Here is a 15,777-nt window from a genome sequence, read left to right on the forward strand (position 1 = left end):
TTTGGTTGAACGTCACAGCGCCGGCATCGGTATTGTAAGGCTAGCGTTCCGCAGCACTGATGAAAACGTGGTTGCTCGAGCCCATCCAGCAAACCTAGCGGGTACTCATGAAAAGTGACTGCCGTTCCGAAATGCCACGTCGTGGACGACGAAATTTGGGCGGTAGCTGGTAGCACAGGTAAGCTCATAATGGAGCTGCCGGCCATGCAATTGACGGGCTGAAGAATGTGACAGGTCATTCTGGGTAGTAATTAACTCTTGGTATCAATGAATTTTTCAAATCTCCAAGCCGCAGATATCCCTTGATGATCTAGTATCGAATAAATGCTTGCGAAAATGGTTTCACCCTCACTAATGTCAAGGGTGCTGATTTGAGCAATATTTTCTTCGGTCAGATCTACGATGACGTACTGGTATGAAGGAATATGACGTAGGGTGGTTTCTTTTGGCGAACTTTCAAGGTCGATTTCTTCGACACGAAAGAAACCCGCTTGCGAGACTTTATCGCCTGGATCGGAAATGGCTATGTCTAGCTTGAGTTCATCTGCCATAAAGTACCGAAGCTTCATGGTGAACTCTTCCTGATTTAACGTATCCCCGAACGAAGTTTTGTAAGTCTGTTGGTGAGCAAAATCCTCAATGATTCGAGTAATAATTTCGCCTGTTTTGTATGATGTGTTCGAGGCAGCGAAAAGTTCTTTGTAGATGGCTTTTAGGCTGTTAATGCAGTTCAGAGCTTCGGTGGCGAGACTATTGTGGTCTCGGATTTTAAAGTCGTCATTGAAGTGTAGGCATTCGTTCCTAATTATTCGTATGGCATCAAAGGCCTTGTGCGTCGTTTCGGATAGCTCGCCTCTATCTTTTAACTTTTGAAGTCGTACATGTTGCGTCAAGCCGGCTAGGTCAGGGTGGTTAATTTTGATAGCATAATATTTGCAGAGGTCTTCACTGGCAATGCCTGTCAATGCGATAGTGCTATAAAACGCTCCAAGTGAGTATGTTAGCTCCGCCTCTTTGATGAGACGAATAAAGTCTCCCGTTTCCTCGACGATGCCGATATTGTTAATCTGCCATTTTCGGTCGGTTATTTTGTCAATCTCACTGTTTACCCATGTTTTAAATGAGTATTTGTAAGCTGATTTATCTCGTTCGATTAAATTCGCAAGCTCATCAGTGTCAGCATCTTTGTAGTCAAACTTAGTGCAGTCAAAATAGCGCATGTAAATTCCTTTTGATGAATCGTGGTGTGGTCGTTGCGGCTACTGATGTAGTCATGCGATTTTTTCATTATTCTTGGTAGCGAGAGCTGTAACCGTCGCAATGATCACACCCGCTGTAGTAGGTGTCCTCCTCAATATGAGTCGACTCATCATTGCAATATTCACAGGTGCCGTAATTGTCAGCAATATCAAAGCATTCAGCACAAAGATATTCATTTTCACTAACTTCTACTACTGACTCATAGCCTTGGCATGCGCCGCAGTTGACAGGGAAAGGATAATGGCCGCCATCTTTCACTGCGAGATAAGCTTCGCCTTCGTCGATAAAACCTGAGATTAAGTCATCTTGATCGAAGGCGTGTTGGCATTGGCTGCATGTGCTGGAAGAATCACCCTGAAATATCACAGGATGACTGCATTCACTACACTCAATTTGTACGCATGTCTGAGTAAATTGGCATACTAGGCATTCGGACTGATAAACTTCTTTAATTCCACCTTGGTGCTCGCTGGCATCAAAGGCGCATGATATGCAGGGCGTATAGATCCATCCTTCTGCCTTGCCCTTGTTTATACGGGGCTTACTGTCATCGTAGATGGCCTCCAGATAAAAAAGGTGGTTTCGTAGTTTTTTATCTAACGCTCCAATTTTTGTTCGCCAAGGTTGGTAGGTTTCTTTCCATTGTTGAAGCATCAAAATGTGTAGGTAATACCAGGAAGTAAGCTGTAGCTTAACTATCTCTTGAATTTTACTGGCCTGTTCTTTTTCATCACCAGTTGAGTGGAAGAAATGAACCATTCGATTGCGATGCTTTGTGATGGCCTTGAAGGCTTCGATCTGCTGCTTGTTTAATCCTGGTGGAATAATTTTGTTTATTCTGTTTATCGAGTCATCGAGAGATACCGATACAAAGCTTCCTGAAAGAAACTCACTGAGGTCAGGGTCTTTTCTCGGGGATACTACTAGGCTCCAATGCTCTTCCAATAATCTCGATTTTAGGATTAGTTCAATTGCAGCGTGAAAATGAATTACTGAATATTTAGGTTTTTTTCTTAGATCGCGTATGGACTGGTTAAGAAAGTCTATAGCGTTATCCATAAGCTGATGTAGTACGATATTCTGGTTTTTGTTTGTCATAGGATAGCCAAGGTTGCCTTTAGTTATTAGTTGTCTCTAGTGATGCTCTCGGGCATCTCAAAATTCTCCAGATTCTTAGTGGGGTATTGGCGGGAGCACTCAACGCACTGGCTCAACGAACGCTGATTTACGATGAGTGATGTTACAAGTTGCCGCCCGATGATATGGAGCATTCCATTGAGCGGCTACTTGACCATTTATCTCGAAAGCCGAACCCTTAGTCGACGAGCGCGCTCCTTGAAGGCAGTTTCTCCCCCCTCAAGAATTTCGCATACGCGCTCTCGGATCAACCTGTCCTCCAGTCCGCCCGATAAGTAGGTAATCGGAGGCAGTTGCCCGTTACCATGTGGGCCACACTCAGCGATGATGATCTGGTCGGCATCCGTATTCACCACCAGGTTGGCGTTATGGGTCACCATAATGACTTGCCGAGTCGACTTGGCGGCCATGAACAAAGGGACGAGATCGTTGTAGATTGACTTGGGGTCAAGGTTCTCTTCTGGCTGGTCAATGATCAGTGGCCGACTGTCATTCGCATCGAGCGAAAGGTAAAGCAGCAACAGTACAATTCCTCTGGTGCCAGGAGAGAGCTTCTGGATTTCAACGCCGTCGTAATTTATGGCGTAACGAACAGAAATGTGGTCGGTACCGTAGAGCCATTGAGCCAGGCGCTTAGTCCACCGTCGATACTCTGCCAGATCCGATGTGGCTACCGGCGCATGCTCAACGAGCTGTTCATGATAGTTCTTAATAAACTCTCTCAGCGCAGCAAGCACGGACTCGTCATCTCCGTAGAGCCAAGGAGCATTCAATGACTCGAGCACTTTCTCGCGCAAGGTACCCCGGCCTCTGAATGGGCCCTTTTTGGAGAGGTTGAGCAACGACTCACCCTCGGCAGACCAGGCCTCAATGTCAACAGTTCGGGCTACCGAAAACGACAGTTTGTTGAGCGTCCCTTGGGCACTATCCAGCCGCTGTTTGATGGGTGAGTAGAGCTCCTGAAGAACTTGCTCCTCAGCCACCAGGGCAGAGAAAACCCGTTTGTATGACTCGCACCTTTCGCTCACCAAAACTTCGAGACGTTGGGAGGCTCCGACATGGTCGGCTAGCTTCTCCCTGCTGGCTCGTAATAGCTCAGTTTCTGTGGTTATTTTTGTTGAAAGCTCCTTGAATCGATTTGCGGTATCTTGGTCAATGCTGACTAGTTGTTGTAGCCGATTAATTTCCGCCTGCAGCAGCGAGAGATTGCATTCTTCAAGCTTGGCACCTTCAGAAATATACTCGCGATGAGGGTCTTCGTTCTGAGTCGGTGGCACTCCTATCCATGCGTCTCTGTTCTTTTGAGCCTTGAGCAACATCTTTGACAGGATGGCTCCGACGTCGCCTTCGTAGTCCCTGAAAAAAGCACTCCACTCATCATTTCCTAGACCACTTTTGGTATGGCGTGCCTGGATGTCTCTAAGATCATTGGGCGCCACGACTTGACGAACATTGTTGACCTCGTCCTGCATGAGAAGAATCTGCTGCTCTTGGGCTTTGTAATACCTCACATAGCCGGCAACCTTTTCTGAGGCGGCAGTTAGTAATTGCAGCCTGGACAATCTGACCTCTGAGCCTTTAGCGACAAGCTTGCTTCTGTCTTCGGTTAACCTTTTGACCAGCGAATCTTTTTCCTGCACCTGAGTAGTCAATTGTGGCACGAGACTGCGTTTTTCGAGTTCGGTGTTAATTCTCTCTGACAGACCGCTGAGGGATTCTTCCTCCCGACGCCTAGCCTCTCGATAACGCTCTGAACGAATGTCTCTCAGGTCATTGAAGCTGATGGCACCCTCACGCTCGGTGGGCGAGTGCGCTTCGTAAATTACCCGTTCTACCTCTGCCAGGAGGCCGTCCGTCATACCATCGGCTGAGCAAAGCTCCTCCACGAACTGCTGCGACAGATACCGGGCTCTTGGATATACGATTTCATCGTCAGTCATCTGGTTAAGCGGGCTGGCCTGCGTGTCCCCGTTGCACCAAGTGATATTCACTTCAGCATTTTGTAGGTGGTCTTGGGCTCTCACCAAGAATGAGTGCCCTGTAATTGCGTTGCCCCGCGCATCACAACCTGCCGCCAATATGTCAGCCAGCGCGGTCTTTCCTGAACCTCTTGCGCCTACCACGGCAATTAGGCCCGGGTTCAGAGCTAAGGATGGTGTCTTGAGCCACGGTGCGTTAGTGATGTCGACCCGGGAAATCACCTCGGAGGCGTTTCCGTAGGGCGGTGGTTCCTCTCCAATAAAAGCCCTGCCTGCCGGGTCGATACAAGCTTGCCGAAGTGTGTCGAAAGTAGGGCTGCCTTTAAGCCAGCTATATCTATTTCCGTCCGGAACTCCGGCTTTGGCAGTTTGATGAGCATCGCTGCCGTGCAAACAGGGTTTCAGGCCGTTGTATCGCTCTATTAAGCTCTCCGCTGATAAAGCTTTCCTTCCTAGCCAAAACTCGCGTTGATTCGGGTTAGAAGCGAAAATCACATGGGCAAAACGCTCTAATTCTTGGCGCAGCACCTCGTCTGCACCATCCTGCAATGCAGCGGTACCATCATTCTGCTTAGCCGCGACCGCAATGATGAGGTTATCTTGTGCCCACTGGCTGTGTTTGTACTTGTCCCTCAACTCTTGAAACGAAACCTTGAAACGTTCAGCTCCATGTCTCAACGCCGATTGGTCATCTTTGATTTCCGCATTTGCTCTTCTCCCAAGCCTCTTCAAATCACTTGGCGTGCATCTGAACTCATCATCAAAGGCTTTGAACGTAAGCGACGCGAGAAAACGCTCAAGCTCCTCAAGGTGATTATCCTCATCGGGGCACACCAAAAGGTGAGCGTTGATCCAGGATTTAGCAGTTCCAATGTCGAAGCGAATTTCGACGTTGGGGAAGAGAAGCTCGCATTTCTCGAGCCGCCCTGACTGCTTGTGTTCAACCAGTTGCCTGTAAGTGTCAAGCAGGTAGTAATCCGTTACCGCGATCACACTTATGGGGGGAAACGAATCTTCAAGAGCCTTGAGATATCCGTCCCAGTCACCTTTGAACTGATCGTTGAACAACGTGCCTGGTGCGTGTACGTGAGGATCCCATCGAAGCCAGCGAGACCCTGAGGAGAGTGGCTTGGGTACAGTCTGCATTTTTACGTCCGAGTAGGCAGATAGATGATGCATGCCCCGACACACTATGAGTCATGGCTGTGCGCGAGGATGGATGTCGCCGTGCCACTATTTTGTATTCGTCCGTATGTGTCAATCTCAAGTAGATAAAGCGCGTGCTCTTATCTGCGAGCGAGTTCGGTTTGACCAACCGCGTGGCCGGGCTGCATCAATCAGTAGGGCTCCCTCCAATCTCCTATTGTGCAGACGGCTTGGAGAATTCGGATATTCGCAAATCGGTTTGTGACATTTTGGAAGGCGGAGAGTCGGCGTTCCGAGAGCACGCAAGACGTCTTCGTGTTCGTTTGGAGAGATGAGGCTTGAATGGCTTTGCAGCGGGCGCGCCAACCTCCAATGTTCGGCTGGCGTGATGCTCCTTTTTATTGTGGGACTCAAGCGCTTGATCCTGCTTCATCCTGCGCTACCGGACCTGAGCACCGGACAACAGGATCGCAAGCTCGACGACGTTTCAAAGATAGAGGGCTGCGCGCCGGTCGAACTTGGACATCTCGATGCCGAGCGTTGGATGTCGTCGCACCAGAAAAGCATCCGTGCGTGATGCGGGAGCACAAGTCATCATCACGGGTGCTTCCTTCCAACGCCTAAGGCGTTCATAGGAACAAACTTCACTCACCAAGCCTTACGTCGGATGACACCCTCATACCATGTATTAAAGTTCTGCGATTTTAAGAAAAGGATTGTCGGGTGGTATCAATTCAAAAAAATGCTTCGGATCCTCAATCAAGTACCCCTTCAAGGTGGTTCTCTTCCTAGGGCCCTGCACTTGGCATGCCCAGATGTTTAGGCCATTGTCTCGCTTTCTGTGTACCTTCAGTTTCTCGAACTGCTTCTGTACCCAACGCCATTCTTCAATCTCTTGATCGACACTCTTGGCGATGCCAGGAAACTCCTGGACATAACGTTGGAAGAGACCAGGCGTGACCAGAAATACAGTACCACTCACCGTGTGAATTTTGGCCTTGCTGTCATTGATGATCAGCTTATGGCTGAGGATCCCTTCCTTGACCCAATTCAAGAATACGTAGCCAGGGTTGTCCGAAAGGAGGGTTGAAGTTTCAAGAGCGTTCTCTGACGGTGCATCACTGGCCTCAGGCTTTTCCAACTCGAACATGTCTAGCAACGCTCCGAGGTAATCGGCATCCTCCATCGCCAGGGGATCGGGTTGCGATGTGCTTTGAGTTGATCTTGTACTGACTGCATTCGGCGGTGGTGATACCGGAGCATCAGTCGGGTGGTCATCGACTGCAATGCTCACCGTTCCACTGAAAGTTTCGGGGCGGTCTTCGTTCCCCCAGATCAACGCCGGCTGAAGGCGCAGGAAGGTAAAGCTCTGCTTCCAGTTTCCCTGTGTCACGAGAGCAGTCCAGATAGCTTTGCCTTCTGGAGTTGACTCGACCAGACCATGCGACTGCAGTTCGTCGAACACGGCAATGTTGGAGGAGGGGATGCCCTCAATCGATTGTGACAGCAGATAGGCTCGCAGCTTGTCCGTGACCGTCTTGCTCACGAGCCAGAGTGCGTCTTGAGTCAACCAAGCAGCCGCACCCGGCTGGTTGAGTTTCAGCTCGTGCTGAACCAGATGACGCAGTCCGCTGATCAAGTGATGTTGCAGCGAATGAATCGGCGCTTGCAGCGCCTTGCTCGGGTTACCACCGATGTTCTGTGCGGTGGAAACTCGGTCGGCCTGCATCACCAACTCACCGAGCACGCCGGCACGTTCGTACTGGCCCGCCAGGACATACAGCAGGCTGGCCCACAGTGGCGGAAATCCACTGAGCCAGTCCAGGATCGGACGGTCGAGAATCTGGGTGTAGAGCAAACCTGCAGCGGCGCTGTGCAAGTGATAGTCACGACCCTTGATGTAACGAAAACGGTAGGGCTGATCCAGGGAGCCCTGCCAAGGATGCCAAACACGGCCATCCTGGCGTTCGACCAGCACGTCCACGGCGATCTTGCCGATGTCATGCAGCAGGGCGCCATAGGCGATGCCAGCCGACCAGGCATCGGTCTGGGCGGCTTGGTCTTCGGGCGCGGCGCCGGTGGGAAGCAGATACGACTGACGCAGTTTCAAACTGCAAGCGACCAGCTCCAGGCCATGGTCGAGCATGCCGCCGAGATACGCATGGTGGTGTGTCTCGCTGGCCGGGAGTTGCTGGACCTGTTCGGCGTAGCGATGGATCGGATTTAAGTATAGCTGGGTGAATTGGGCGTGGGAGAGGGCGGTGTATTGCCAGATGCGATCGAGCAACTGACGGCGGTGTTCCGCTGCTAACAAGCTGCGGGCCGACTCGATGGGCAGGTAGCCTTCGGCGACGCTCACGGTCGGTGGCGGAGGGAGCTTCTGCCTTTTGTGGCGAAACAGACTGAGCATCAGGACCTCCGGGAAATGGTTGGGTCAGTGGCCTTTTAGCCTTTTCGGATAGGGCTCTTACCCTTGACTCCCCATTCCCCTTCCAACCCTTACCTATCCTTTTGGTGCGTGTCCTTTTGTACGGCAATCGGAATATGGATACTGCTGGACATCGTTTTGTTGGAGGGCTGGTACGGAAAAGACAAGAGTCGGTACACTGCGGTGCGAATTTTCTCGGGGCTTGCCATGAATCTGACAGACGCCACGCTGGTGCTGCTGCTTGCGGCACGTATCCATGGGACCGACGAAGCCGTCAGGGCTTCGGCGAAGAGCGTGGTCAAGAAGTTGCCGCGCAGTAAACGCGATCTGATCTACAAGGTGATCGACAGCCGGAGTCCGCTCGAGCTGGTGGATTTTCTGGCGCAGAACCTGGATACATAACGGCATGCTGCGGGTGTGCGCCCCTCTCTTGTTCTTTGCGTGAGGGCCCGCCGTATGATTCCGTCTGTTTTCTGGAAACAGAAAAAAGGGCTCAACTCGCGTTGGGCCCTGTGAAGCGTTTGCAGCGGTGAGGTAACGATCAAGCTCCATCGTTCATGCATAGTGAGTCATCCAAGACCGCTTGCTTCAGTTGCTGCTCCAGGTTGAGTACATACTCCGAGGCGCTTCGGGCCTGGCCACTGGCGCGGAAGATCGCGCGTTTGTCAGCCTTGAGCAGACTGAGCCAGGAGTCGATGTAGCCCTCGTGCCGCAGCTCTCCCTGTATACCGGTGTAGGCACATAAAAACGCAGCGCCCATTTCGGCGATCAACTCTTCAAACGCGTAGCCTGGCGAGCCGAACGGACAGGATGACGTCACGCCTTCGCGCTGCAACCGAGCGTGATGTCCGGTCCAGTGTGTCAGCTCGTGCAGTGCGGTGGCGTAGTACCCACCTTCATCGTGAAATTGTGCTTTTGTCGGCAGTTGGATGAGATCCCTGATCGGGTGGTAAAAGGCTTCGTCGGCAGATCGATGAACGATCTGTGCACCCGAACTTAACAGCAGATTTTCCGCAGCACTGTTGGGCTGGAAGGGATCACTCTGTTCCGTCTCGAGCAGGGTGTCATTGAGCATTTCGAGCCCCTCCGTTTGCTCGATGTTGAACAGAAAATGTGTCCTGAGAATGCCAAAGTGAGCGACCTTGGGTTGACCGTTCTCATCGAGGACCGGTTGGCCTGACTCGGTCTGTTCCTCGCGCTCCATCGGCTTGTAGAGCACCGCCAGAGTGCTGTGTTCCCCCTTACGGATGTGCCCACCCGCCTTTCGGGCTTGATTGAAGGTCAGCCAACGATCTTGAGTGAACCCCTGCAACCTGGCCTCGGCCCAGAGCAGCGGTAAATTGATGCCCGAGTAGGGACGACGCGTGATGGCGTTGATGGGGTAGGGTTGATGATGACCTGCATAAGCTGGCCCACTGGAGGACCAGGGTTTGATCCAGGGGGCAACGCCTTTGTCTAAAGCAGTAACGATCTTGTCTGTCACGTCTTGGTAGATATCGCGCATGGCAATTTCCTCGAGAGAAAACGGAGGAACGCCATGCCCGTCCGGGAGGGTTCCCCGGTTGGGTGAGGTGCTGGATTGATGCAGGTCTTGCATGCCGTCCGAATGTGGAGGTGGGCGCCGCCAATTGCGCTTAGCGCTGGTGTTCTCCTGCAAGCGCTATCAGCAAGGCGCCAGGCTGACCCGGTTCTTGGAGTAGGCTCAGACTCAATTGCAGCAACGGGTCGTGGTCTAAGTGATCGGTTGGTTCAATGTGGATTACCTCGAACAGCACATAGGGCTTTTGCGGATAGGCCAGGTGGGCTTCGAAGGCTGCGCGCAATACGTGGCTCAACCGATCGACCTGCAGCTTCTCAGCGTGATCGGATTGCTTGAGCAGGACTACGCGTTGCCACGCGCCAGGGGTGAACACGATGGGCAGCCGAAGGCTGTTCAGTGTTTCCGGTGTAAGTGAGTCGGGCATGGTATGTCTCCGTTGAAAGCGCGAAGAAACCTGTCCCGTGCGGGAAAAGATTTCTCCGCAGTGGGTTGAAGAAAGTCAAGAGGATTTTCCTGACGAGCAGAGCTCGAAAGGCGCTCAGGAGAGCAGTAGGCGTTCATCACCGTAGAAACGGTCACCGTGCGAGCTACCGAACGCTAATCGCACTTGGGGAGAGCCATCATCGAAGTGACGTAGCCTTTAAGGTTCTGGCTACCTGGGCGGGGTGCTGTCGATAACAGCGATCCGTACCTTGTATTTAGCCGGACGATTTGTTTGGGTCAACGACTGTAGAGACGCTGTTTCACGGGGCTTGTCTTCTGTCTTCCAGTGAAGATTTTTCGGCTGGGCAAACTGATGAACGGTCAGGCACGGACCGTTTTCAGTAGTAGGCTGTTACTCCTGTCTCAACCATGAAAACGCTCAGCAGAGGGCGAGACCATGCCGACTCAGAACCCTGTTCAGAATTCACGTGCCCACCGCTGGGCGTACACCTGTGGCATGTCGGTAAAGCGCGGTTACCGTAGGTTGAAAGCGTTTGAGTCCCACGTGGCTGAGCGTGCGGTGACGGCAGGTATGCCCGCAGCTAAATTACTTGTTCGTGGGAGTTTTCTAGTTATCAAGTTGGCAGTTGCTGCCGGACTCCTTCTAGTGAGCTTATGGTTCACCGTATCGGTGATGATCCTTATTGTCTTGTGTTGGGCCATGGCCAATGGAACGCCTATCAAACTTAAGGATGCTCTTCGGTACAAAGCATATGACGACCCATATGGTGAGTATGAGTATGGCCGCGCACCCGGTCAGCCTGATTTAAAAGACCTGTAGTAGAGATTTTCACCCCTTCCTCAAGGCTTTTCCAGCAGACATCAGAGCTCCAGCACCCCTTGCACCAGCGTCCTGCGCTTGAGCTGCTCCTTTGCTAAGCATGCCGTCGGCAATTGAGCCAACGCTATATCCTGCCCAGCTCATCGCAGCCAAAAATAACATCGGAAGCACGACGAACATTGCCCCCATCACATACTCGATCACTTGCGCGGTGACAGTCCCATCCATAAACCCGGATGTGGGCAGCGATAACAGCACCTGATTGGGTGCCGAAACTTGGTTGTACAAAGTGTCGAGCATGCTGGAGTCGACCCAGCGTGCCAGCTCCCACCAGAAGCTCAACATGTGCAGCGTGAACAGCGCGAACGTCACCGTCATGACGGTCTTCAGCTGGTAGGTACTGACCAGCAGGATCAACGGCAAGCTGATGATGATGCCCATGATGAGGAAGGCCTGCACCATTGGCAGAGCGGCGCGTAGCGCATTCATCGCCGGGAAGTTGCTGAAGGAGCCGAGGGCCAACCCGGTGTTGGTGGCCAGGTTATTGAGCCCCTGATTGATCGAGCCGCCACGAGCACTGGAGCCATAGTCCTGGTAGACCTGTCCGGGCGACATGGACATCGATTGCTGGCGCGGGCTGACCAGCTCACGCAGTGTGGCATCCTCGATCTCGTTGCTCGAACGGCCAGTCAACCAACCTTTCAGCTGAGTCAGCAGCGAAGGATCGACCTGCTCGATCAAGCGCCCGCGCAAGCCTACACCGCTGTCGCTCCACCACTGCTTGCAGGTGGGGTAGCCCGCGCCATTCTCTAACCGAGGTAAGGAGACATCGCGGTTTTCATTATAGGGCCAGTTGACGCGCGGCGTGCGTGAACGATCCGTATCGTAGTAGCCGGGCGTATCGAGAAAATAGCTTGAGCCGATCCAAGACGCGTCGTGACTTTGTGCCTTATCCAACTGCGGGCGGTTGGTGAACAGCCGAGAACGGGAATAGCCATAGCAGTCGCGGGTGAAGTCGGCGACTTCCTGCAGCAGTACCTGGCTGTCGATGCGCGAACTGTCGATCTCCATGCGCATCTGCCGGATATCCTGAGCGCAGGGAATGGAGGCGGTGGCTGCGGCGGTTACCCCTTTGCTCAAGGCATGCACCAGAAACCACCAGATCGGTACGTTGGCGGAGCGTTCGCCGATAGTATTGAAGGTCGCCCCCCAGGCGGTTTCCGTCGGTTGGGCCACACTCACGCCGCAGCGCTGACTCGCCGCATCATCGAACGTCATTGACGAGAGGCTCAACGGAAACACAGGCGCGCAACCGAACAACACGACGATGTAGGCCAGCCACAACCGGTTCTCGATCCGCGGTACCGAGAGCAATCCCTTGTTTCCCTCATCCGCGCCTTGCTGACGGGCTGACAGCCATTCTTGCAGGATGATTGCTCCAAAGGGCGCGGCGAATAGCCCGGTGTCGGACAGGACACTCCAGAGGCCGTTGTTGATGATCCAGGCCAGCAGAGAGAGGTAAAACTCCAGGTAGCTGTTGGTGCTCATGAGCATGGTGGTGACCTCACAGTCGGGTGAGTTCGACGCAGGTAAAGAGCACGAGCCCTAATGCTCCGATGCGTTTCACGCGCAGTCGATCCTGTGGTCGATGTCGGTAGCGCCGAAGCAGATCCCACCAGAGCGCAAAGAGGGCGGCGTAGAGCAGGGCGCGCCACCACCGCAGATAAGGTCGTGCGGATTCGAGTGCCGGCTGCCAGACCTCGAAATTACCCAGCGCAGTTCGGCCGATCCAGGCGACCAGTGCGGCGGTCAGGATCGTCACCGCGGCAATCCCCAGACCTGAAAGCAGACTGAATAGCGGTGAGCGTTTCATGGCTCACTGACGCCTAACGTCAGCATCATTGAGTCGGCCCGGCTCAGGGTCGCCTTGCTCGACGGTACGCGAAGCATCGGCACCACCGGCATGCCGATCGAGCACCAGGCTGGCGGTATTGGTGGCCAGCATCTGCCGTACCTGCAGCTCGGTTTGTAGCAGACGTATTTCGCGCTCCAGGGCGTCGATATTTTTTCTCAAGGCGGTTTGGGCCGGCTCAGCGGAGGCGATGTTCGGTTCGTGACTGCCTGCCAGCAGCGTGCGCAGTAGCAGAAGCGCTTTGTCGAGCACACTGGACAAGGCCGTTTCACTGGCCAGGCGCCGTGCCAACAGATCCTGGTCAGGGTCGTCACGCAGGGCTTCGATCACGCCACGGGTCACCGGCAGCATCGGGCTCGAGGCTTTAGCCAGATTGTCAGGGGTAGGCGGCAGAGAGCCAGACAACAGCCCTTGCAGGGCCTTGAGGCGCTCGTTATAGGCCTCCTGGATCAGCGGCGTCAGTCCGCTGCCAGCGGTGGCACGCAGGGTTTCGCAGCTGTCGCAGGTCGCGACTTCGCTCTCACCCAACACTCGAATGGCCCACTCGGATTCCTCTTGGGGCGAGGTCCAAGTCTGGCAAATAGCCCCTCCCAGGCATTCGCTGCTACTGATCGAGGCACTGTCATCCACCCTACGGTTATGCAGCAGGTTATAGCCCGCGCGCACCACGTCGGCGGTCACCCGTATGGGCGTCTGCCCATTACCTCCAGCCTTCGAGCCACCGACCCAGGACACTCCATTGTTGCCGTTATGGGCCTCGGTGTTTTTCACCGCGGCCACTGCATCACCGCCGGTTTGCTCCAGATTGCCTTGCATCTCCTGGTTCTTGGCCAGCGCGCCCCAGCCGGCCTGACCGACCTTGTCCGCCATCTTCTCGGCCATGGCCTGGCAGGTCAGTTTGGAACGATCGAAGTCGATTCGCCCCTGCATCACCCCGTTACTCAGTAGCTCATAGAGCCCAGGGTTGGCGCGCTGAATGATCAATGCTGGCAGCGACATCACTGCCTGAGTCGCGTTCTGCACAATGCTGCCCATGATCTGCTGGAAACCTTCGGTGGCACCGTTCAGCTGGTTTTGCAGGGTATTAGTGAGGCTCATGTTTCCGCACATCATGTTCGCTCGCCAGGACCCGCCGACACCGAGACCACTGGGTCGGTAGAGCGAGCTCGGTGAGCCGACTGCCGAGCCGCCACCGATGGTGTACATTACCCGGTCGTCGAGCACTTCGCCTTGAGTGCCCAGGCGGTAATCGCCCTCGGCGGCGTGGGCATGAGTGGCCATAGCGAGTAGCCCGTAGAGCAACAGACTCATCACGCCCAACCAGGGGCGCGCGAGAAACTGGCTCATGAAGCACCTCCTTCGAAGTCGATGCTGAACAGAAAGGTCTGCCCCTCACGTTTGCAGCAGCTATAGGGACGCCACAGCGACCAGGCGTAGCTGCCATCCGAGCTCTGTACCGGATCGCTGGGGAAGGTGGCGCACGTGGGCTGAACCTGGGGGTAGAGCAATTGCCATTTGTGGGTCGAAGCGTCGTTTTCAATGATCGGGCCAGGCGGCCAGTAACCGTCGCGTTTGGCCGGCGTGAGCGGTACATACACATGCGGTTGCCCGTTACGGGTGATGACATCGCCGGCCCGTTGCGCCATGACTGCGGCGGCTTTGAAGTCGTCAGGCTGCACGAGAAAACCCTGACGGGGATAGACGTTGCCCCACATGTTTCCTGAGGCCTGACGACCGATTTCACGGATCCCCGGCATGAGCGACTCGGGGTAAAAACTTTCCGGTATGCCATGGCGCCAAGCCAGCGAGTCCAGGGTGCTCAGGTAGTAGGGCATGACCGCAGTCGCGCCACTGGCGCAGGCGTAGCCGGATTTCGAAGCCAGTTGCGTGGCGAGCCAGCCACCGGGGTGGCCGATGCCATCGACGTTCTTGAAGCGGGGCAGGTTATCGCGGTAGGTGTTAGGGGTGATCAGGTTGCCGCCACCCTCCGCGCCTCTGATGGGAGCGGAGAGGGCAGCCATCTCGGTCCAGGGGTTATTGCCGGTGGTGGCGTAGCTCGAGACCACCAGTTCAGGAATGAAATGACGAACCTTGGTCGAGGTTTTGACTGTGCAGCCGAAGGGGGTGCAGAACAGCCAGAAACAAATGCCGACGACCCTGTAGTCGAGGCAGTTTTGCGAAAGCACGGAGGACGTGATGCTGGCGGTGTCCAGCGCCACGCTTGGGCCGCACGCCAGCAGGATGCTCAGCGCCAGGGGCCTTAGCTTTGTGGGCGAGATTGACGAGCAGGCAACAGGCATGATCCAGGCTCTCGGTGTATGGCCTGGGCAGGTTCGATTACGGACTGAAGACTGTCAGTGGAAATTATGAAGGCGGATCTATCGGATTTGTGAGCCGTGAGATTATTATTTGACGTGAAGGGCGCTGCGCAGAGTATCGGGTTCTGCAAGTAGCTGATCTGTGGTGATTTCGAGAATATTGGCGAGCTTGCACAGGACCAACAGCGACGGATTGCCCGTGCATCGTTCGATTTGACTGACGTACGTGCGATCCACCTCGGCCATGAGCGCGAGCTGCTCTTGGGTAAGGTTTTTCACGCGTCGCATCAAGCGGATGTTTTCCGCCAGCTGAAGACGAAGCTGTTCGTAGTCTTGAGTCATGCGCGCAAATTGCGCCTTGAGGGACTCTCAATCCACGGGATATAGTCTACATTGGCATTGATCTAGGCCATTTGATGCTCATGCCTGTTATCGAGCGTTCATTTGGCTTCGTTAAGCTTTTCGAAGCTGGGCCCAACGTCTAACAATAAATCAGAAATCTAGGGTGTGTATGGACGAAAACTACATTTCAATTCCTGCGGCGGATGGTTGCCCAAGTCTTCTGACACCTTGGGGCAACGAGTTTGCCTCGATGATCGAGCGTGGCGTGCAATGTGCTCAGGCTTGGCTTGATACGCCCGGCGAGATTCCCCTGTGGTGGGAGCTGGCGCAAACCCGCAAGACCTTTCCTGTCGGTGACTGCCAGGATGCCTTCGAAGCCGGATTCCTGTTGAGGATTCAGCAGCGGCTCCGGGGCGTGCCGCAATAACCGGTCACTCGCTTTAGAGCGCGA

The 15,777-nt window shown here is 54.1% G+C and carries 15 protein-coding genes; 4 read left to right on the forward strand and 11 right to left on the reverse strand.

Features of this window, described 5'->3' with window-relative positions:
• Window positions 1-251 precede the first annotated feature (251 nt).
• The 3 genes from A7D21_RS07120 to A7D21_RS07130 form a co-directional block, all read right to left on the reverse strand.
• Window positions 252-1,220 carry a hypothetical protein gene (locus A7D21_RS07120; protein ID WP_047531112.1) on the reverse strand — a complete coding sequence of 323 codons (969 nt, stop codon included), beginning with the start codon at window positions 1,218-1,220 and terminating at the stop codon, window positions 252-254.
• Between the two features lie 67 nt (window positions 1,221-1,287).
• Window positions 1,288-2,358 (reverse strand): hypothetical protein, encoded by a 1,071-nt coding sequence (locus A7D21_RS07125; RefSeq protein WP_047531110.1) that lies wholly within the window; start codon window positions 2,356-2,358, stop codon window positions 1,288-1,290.
• A 197-nt stretch (window positions 2,359-2,555) separates the two neighbouring features.
• The gene (locus A7D21_RS07130; protein WP_069551338.1) at window positions 2,556-5,522 is read right to left on the reverse strand and encodes a TrlF family AAA-like ATPase; all 2,967 of its coding nucleotides are present in this window, start codon (window positions 5,520-5,522) and stop codon (window positions 2,556-2,558) included.
• A gap of 331 nt (window positions 5,523-5,853) precedes the next feature.
• Here A7D21_RS07130 and A7D21_RS07135 point away from each other — a divergent pair, with 331 nt between their 5' ends.
• A complete protein-coding gene (locus A7D21_RS07135; protein ID WP_069551339.1) occupies window positions 5,854-6,099 on the forward strand; it encodes a hypothetical protein in 246 nt (81 codons plus the stop codon).
• A 111-nt stretch (window positions 6,100-6,210) separates the two neighbouring features.
• On the opposite strand, the gene mobH is transcribed toward A7D21_RS07135, so the two are convergent.
• On the reverse strand, window positions 6,211-7,932 hold the full coding sequence (mobH, locus tag A7D21_RS07140; RefSeq protein WP_069551340.1) for a MobH family relaxase: 1,722 nt from the start codon (window positions 7,930-7,932) through the stop codon (window positions 6,211-6,213).
• A 225-nt stretch (window positions 7,933-8,157) separates the two neighbouring features.
• On the opposite strand from mobH, the gene A7D21_RS07145 reads away from it, so the two are divergent.
• On the forward strand, window positions 8,158-8,352 hold the full coding sequence (locus A7D21_RS07145) for a hypothetical protein (protein WP_020300924.1): 195 nt from the start codon (window positions 8,158-8,160) through the stop codon (window positions 8,350-8,352).
• A gap of 139 nt (window positions 8,353-8,491) precedes the next feature.
• Here A7D21_RS07145 and A7D21_RS07150 read toward each other — a convergent pair whose 3' ends face one another.
• Together A7D21_RS07150 and A7D21_RS07155 are read right to left on the reverse strand one after the other, a co-directional pair.
• A complete protein-coding gene (locus A7D21_RS07150) occupies window positions 8,492-9,454 on the reverse strand; it encodes an ArdC family protein (RefSeq protein ID WP_069551341.1) in 963 nt (320 codons plus the stop codon).
• A 130-nt stretch (window positions 9,455-9,584) separates the two neighbouring features.
• Complete coding sequence (locus A7D21_RS07155; protein WP_069551342.1) at window positions 9,585-9,914, reverse strand: hypothetical protein; 330 nt, start codon at window positions 9,912-9,914, stop codon at window positions 9,585-9,587.
• 456 nt (window positions 9,915-10,370) lie between these two features.
• Between A7D21_RS07155 and A7D21_RS07160 the strand changes: the two genes are divergently transcribed.
• Entirely contained in the window at window positions 10,371-10,754 is a 384-nt protein-coding gene (locus A7D21_RS07160; RefSeq protein ID WP_069551343.1) for a DUF3742 family protein, read from the forward strand.
• 9 nt (window positions 10,755-10,763) lie between these two features.
• Here A7D21_RS07160 and A7D21_RS07165 read toward each other — a convergent pair whose 3' ends face one another.
• The 5 genes from A7D21_RS07165 to A7D21_RS07185 form a co-directional block, all read right to left on the reverse strand.
• Window positions 10,764-12,308 (reverse strand): conjugal transfer protein TraG N-terminal domain-containing protein, encoded by a 1,545-nt coding sequence (locus A7D21_RS07165; RefSeq protein WP_069551344.1) that lies wholly within the window; start codon window positions 12,306-12,308, stop codon window positions 10,764-10,766.
• Window positions 12,309-12,318: 10 nt separating this feature from the next.
• Window positions 12,319-12,627 (reverse strand): hypothetical protein, encoded by a 309-nt coding sequence (locus tag A7D21_RS07170; RefSeq protein ID WP_069551345.1) that lies wholly within the window; start codon window positions 12,625-12,627, stop codon window positions 12,319-12,321.
• Between the two features lie 3 nt (window positions 12,628-12,630).
• Window positions 12,631-14,013: an integrating conjugative element protein gene (locus tag A7D21_RS07175; protein WP_069551346.1), complete on the reverse strand. Its 1,383-nt coding sequence runs from the start codon at window positions 14,011-14,013 to the stop codon at window positions 12,631-12,633.
• Complete coding sequence (locus A7D21_RS07180; RefSeq protein ID WP_069551347.1) at window positions 14,010-14,966, reverse strand: TIGR03756 family integrating conjugative element protein; 957 nt, start codon at window positions 14,964-14,966, stop codon at window positions 14,010-14,012. The genes A7D21_RS07175 and A7D21_RS07180 overlap by 4 nt, the downstream gene beginning before the upstream one ends.
• Window positions 14,967-15,071: 105 nt before the next feature.
• Window positions 15,072-15,326 carry a helix-turn-helix domain-containing protein gene (locus tag A7D21_RS07185; RefSeq protein ID WP_069551348.1) on the reverse strand — a complete coding sequence of 85 codons (255 nt, stop codon included), beginning with the start codon at window positions 15,324-15,326 and terminating at the stop codon, window positions 15,072-15,074.
• A gap of 169 nt (window positions 15,327-15,495) precedes the next feature.
• On the opposite strand from A7D21_RS07185, the gene A7D21_RS07190 reads away from it, so the two are divergent.
• On the forward strand, window positions 15,496-15,753 hold the full coding sequence (locus tag A7D21_RS07190) for a LasR-specific antiactivator QslA (RefSeq protein WP_069551349.1): 258 nt from the start codon (window positions 15,496-15,498) through the stop codon (window positions 15,751-15,753).
• Window positions 15,754-15,777 lie beyond the last annotated feature (24 nt).

The organism is Pseudomonas sp. AP19 (assembly GCF_001728855.1).
Classification (GTDB): domain Bacteria; phylum Pseudomonadota; class Gammaproteobacteria; order Pseudomonadales; family Pseudomonadaceae; genus Aquipseudomonas; species Aquipseudomonas fluorescens.

Coding starts and splice junctions, on each gene's coding strand:
- A7D21_RS07120 (WP_047531112.1), bottom strand. CDS start 1,220: ATGCGCTATTTTGACTGCACTAAGTTTGACTACAAAGATGCTGACACT.
- A7D21_RS07125 (WP_047531110.1), bottom strand. CDS start 2,358: ATGACAAACAAAAACCAGAATATCGTACTACATCAGCTTATGGATAAC.
- A7D21_RS07130 (WP_069551338.1), bottom strand. CDS start 5,522: ATGCAGACTGTACCCAAGCCACTCTCCTCAGGGTCTCGCTGGCTTCGA.
- A7D21_RS07135 (WP_069551339.1), top strand. CDS start 5,854: ATGAGGCTTGAATGGCTTTGCAGCGGGCGCGCCAACCTCCAATGTTCG.
- mobH (WP_069551340.1), bottom strand. CDS start 7,932: ATGCTCAGTCTGTTTCGCCACAAAAGGCAGAAGCTCCCTCCGCCACCG.
- A7D21_RS07145 (WP_020300924.1), top strand. CDS start 8,158: ATGAATCTGACAGACGCCACGCTGGTGCTGCTGCTTGCGGCACGTATC.
- A7D21_RS07150 (WP_069551341.1), bottom strand. CDS start 9,454: ATGCGCGATATCTACCAAGACGTGACAGACAAGATCGTTACTGCTTTA.
- A7D21_RS07155 (WP_069551342.1), bottom strand. CDS start 9,914: ATGCCCGACTCACTTACACCGGAAACACTGAACAGCCTTCGGCTGCCC.
- A7D21_RS07160 (WP_069551343.1), top strand. CDS start 10,371: ATGCCGACTCAGAACCCTGTTCAGAATTCACGTGCCCACCGCTGGGCG.
- A7D21_RS07165 (WP_069551344.1), bottom strand. CDS start 12,308: ATGCTCATGAGCACCAACAGCTACCTGGAGTTTTACCTCTCTCTGCTG.
- A7D21_RS07170 (WP_069551345.1), bottom strand. CDS start 12,627: ATGAAACGCTCACCGCTATTCAGTCTGCTTTCAGGTCTGGGGATTGCC.
- A7D21_RS07175 (WP_069551346.1), bottom strand. CDS start 14,013: ATGAGCCAGTTTCTCGCGCGCCCCTGGTTGGGCGTGATGAGTCTGTTG.
- A7D21_RS07180 (WP_069551347.1), bottom strand. CDS start 14,966: ATGCCTGTTGCCTGCTCGTCAATCTCGCCCACAAAGCTAAGGCCCCTG.
- A7D21_RS07185 (WP_069551348.1), bottom strand. CDS start 15,326: ATGACTCAAGACTACGAACAGCTTCGTCTTCAGCTGGCGGAAAACATC.
- A7D21_RS07190 (WP_069551349.1), top strand. CDS start 15,496: ATGGACGAAAACTACATTTCAATTCCTGCGGCGGATGGTTGCCCAAGT.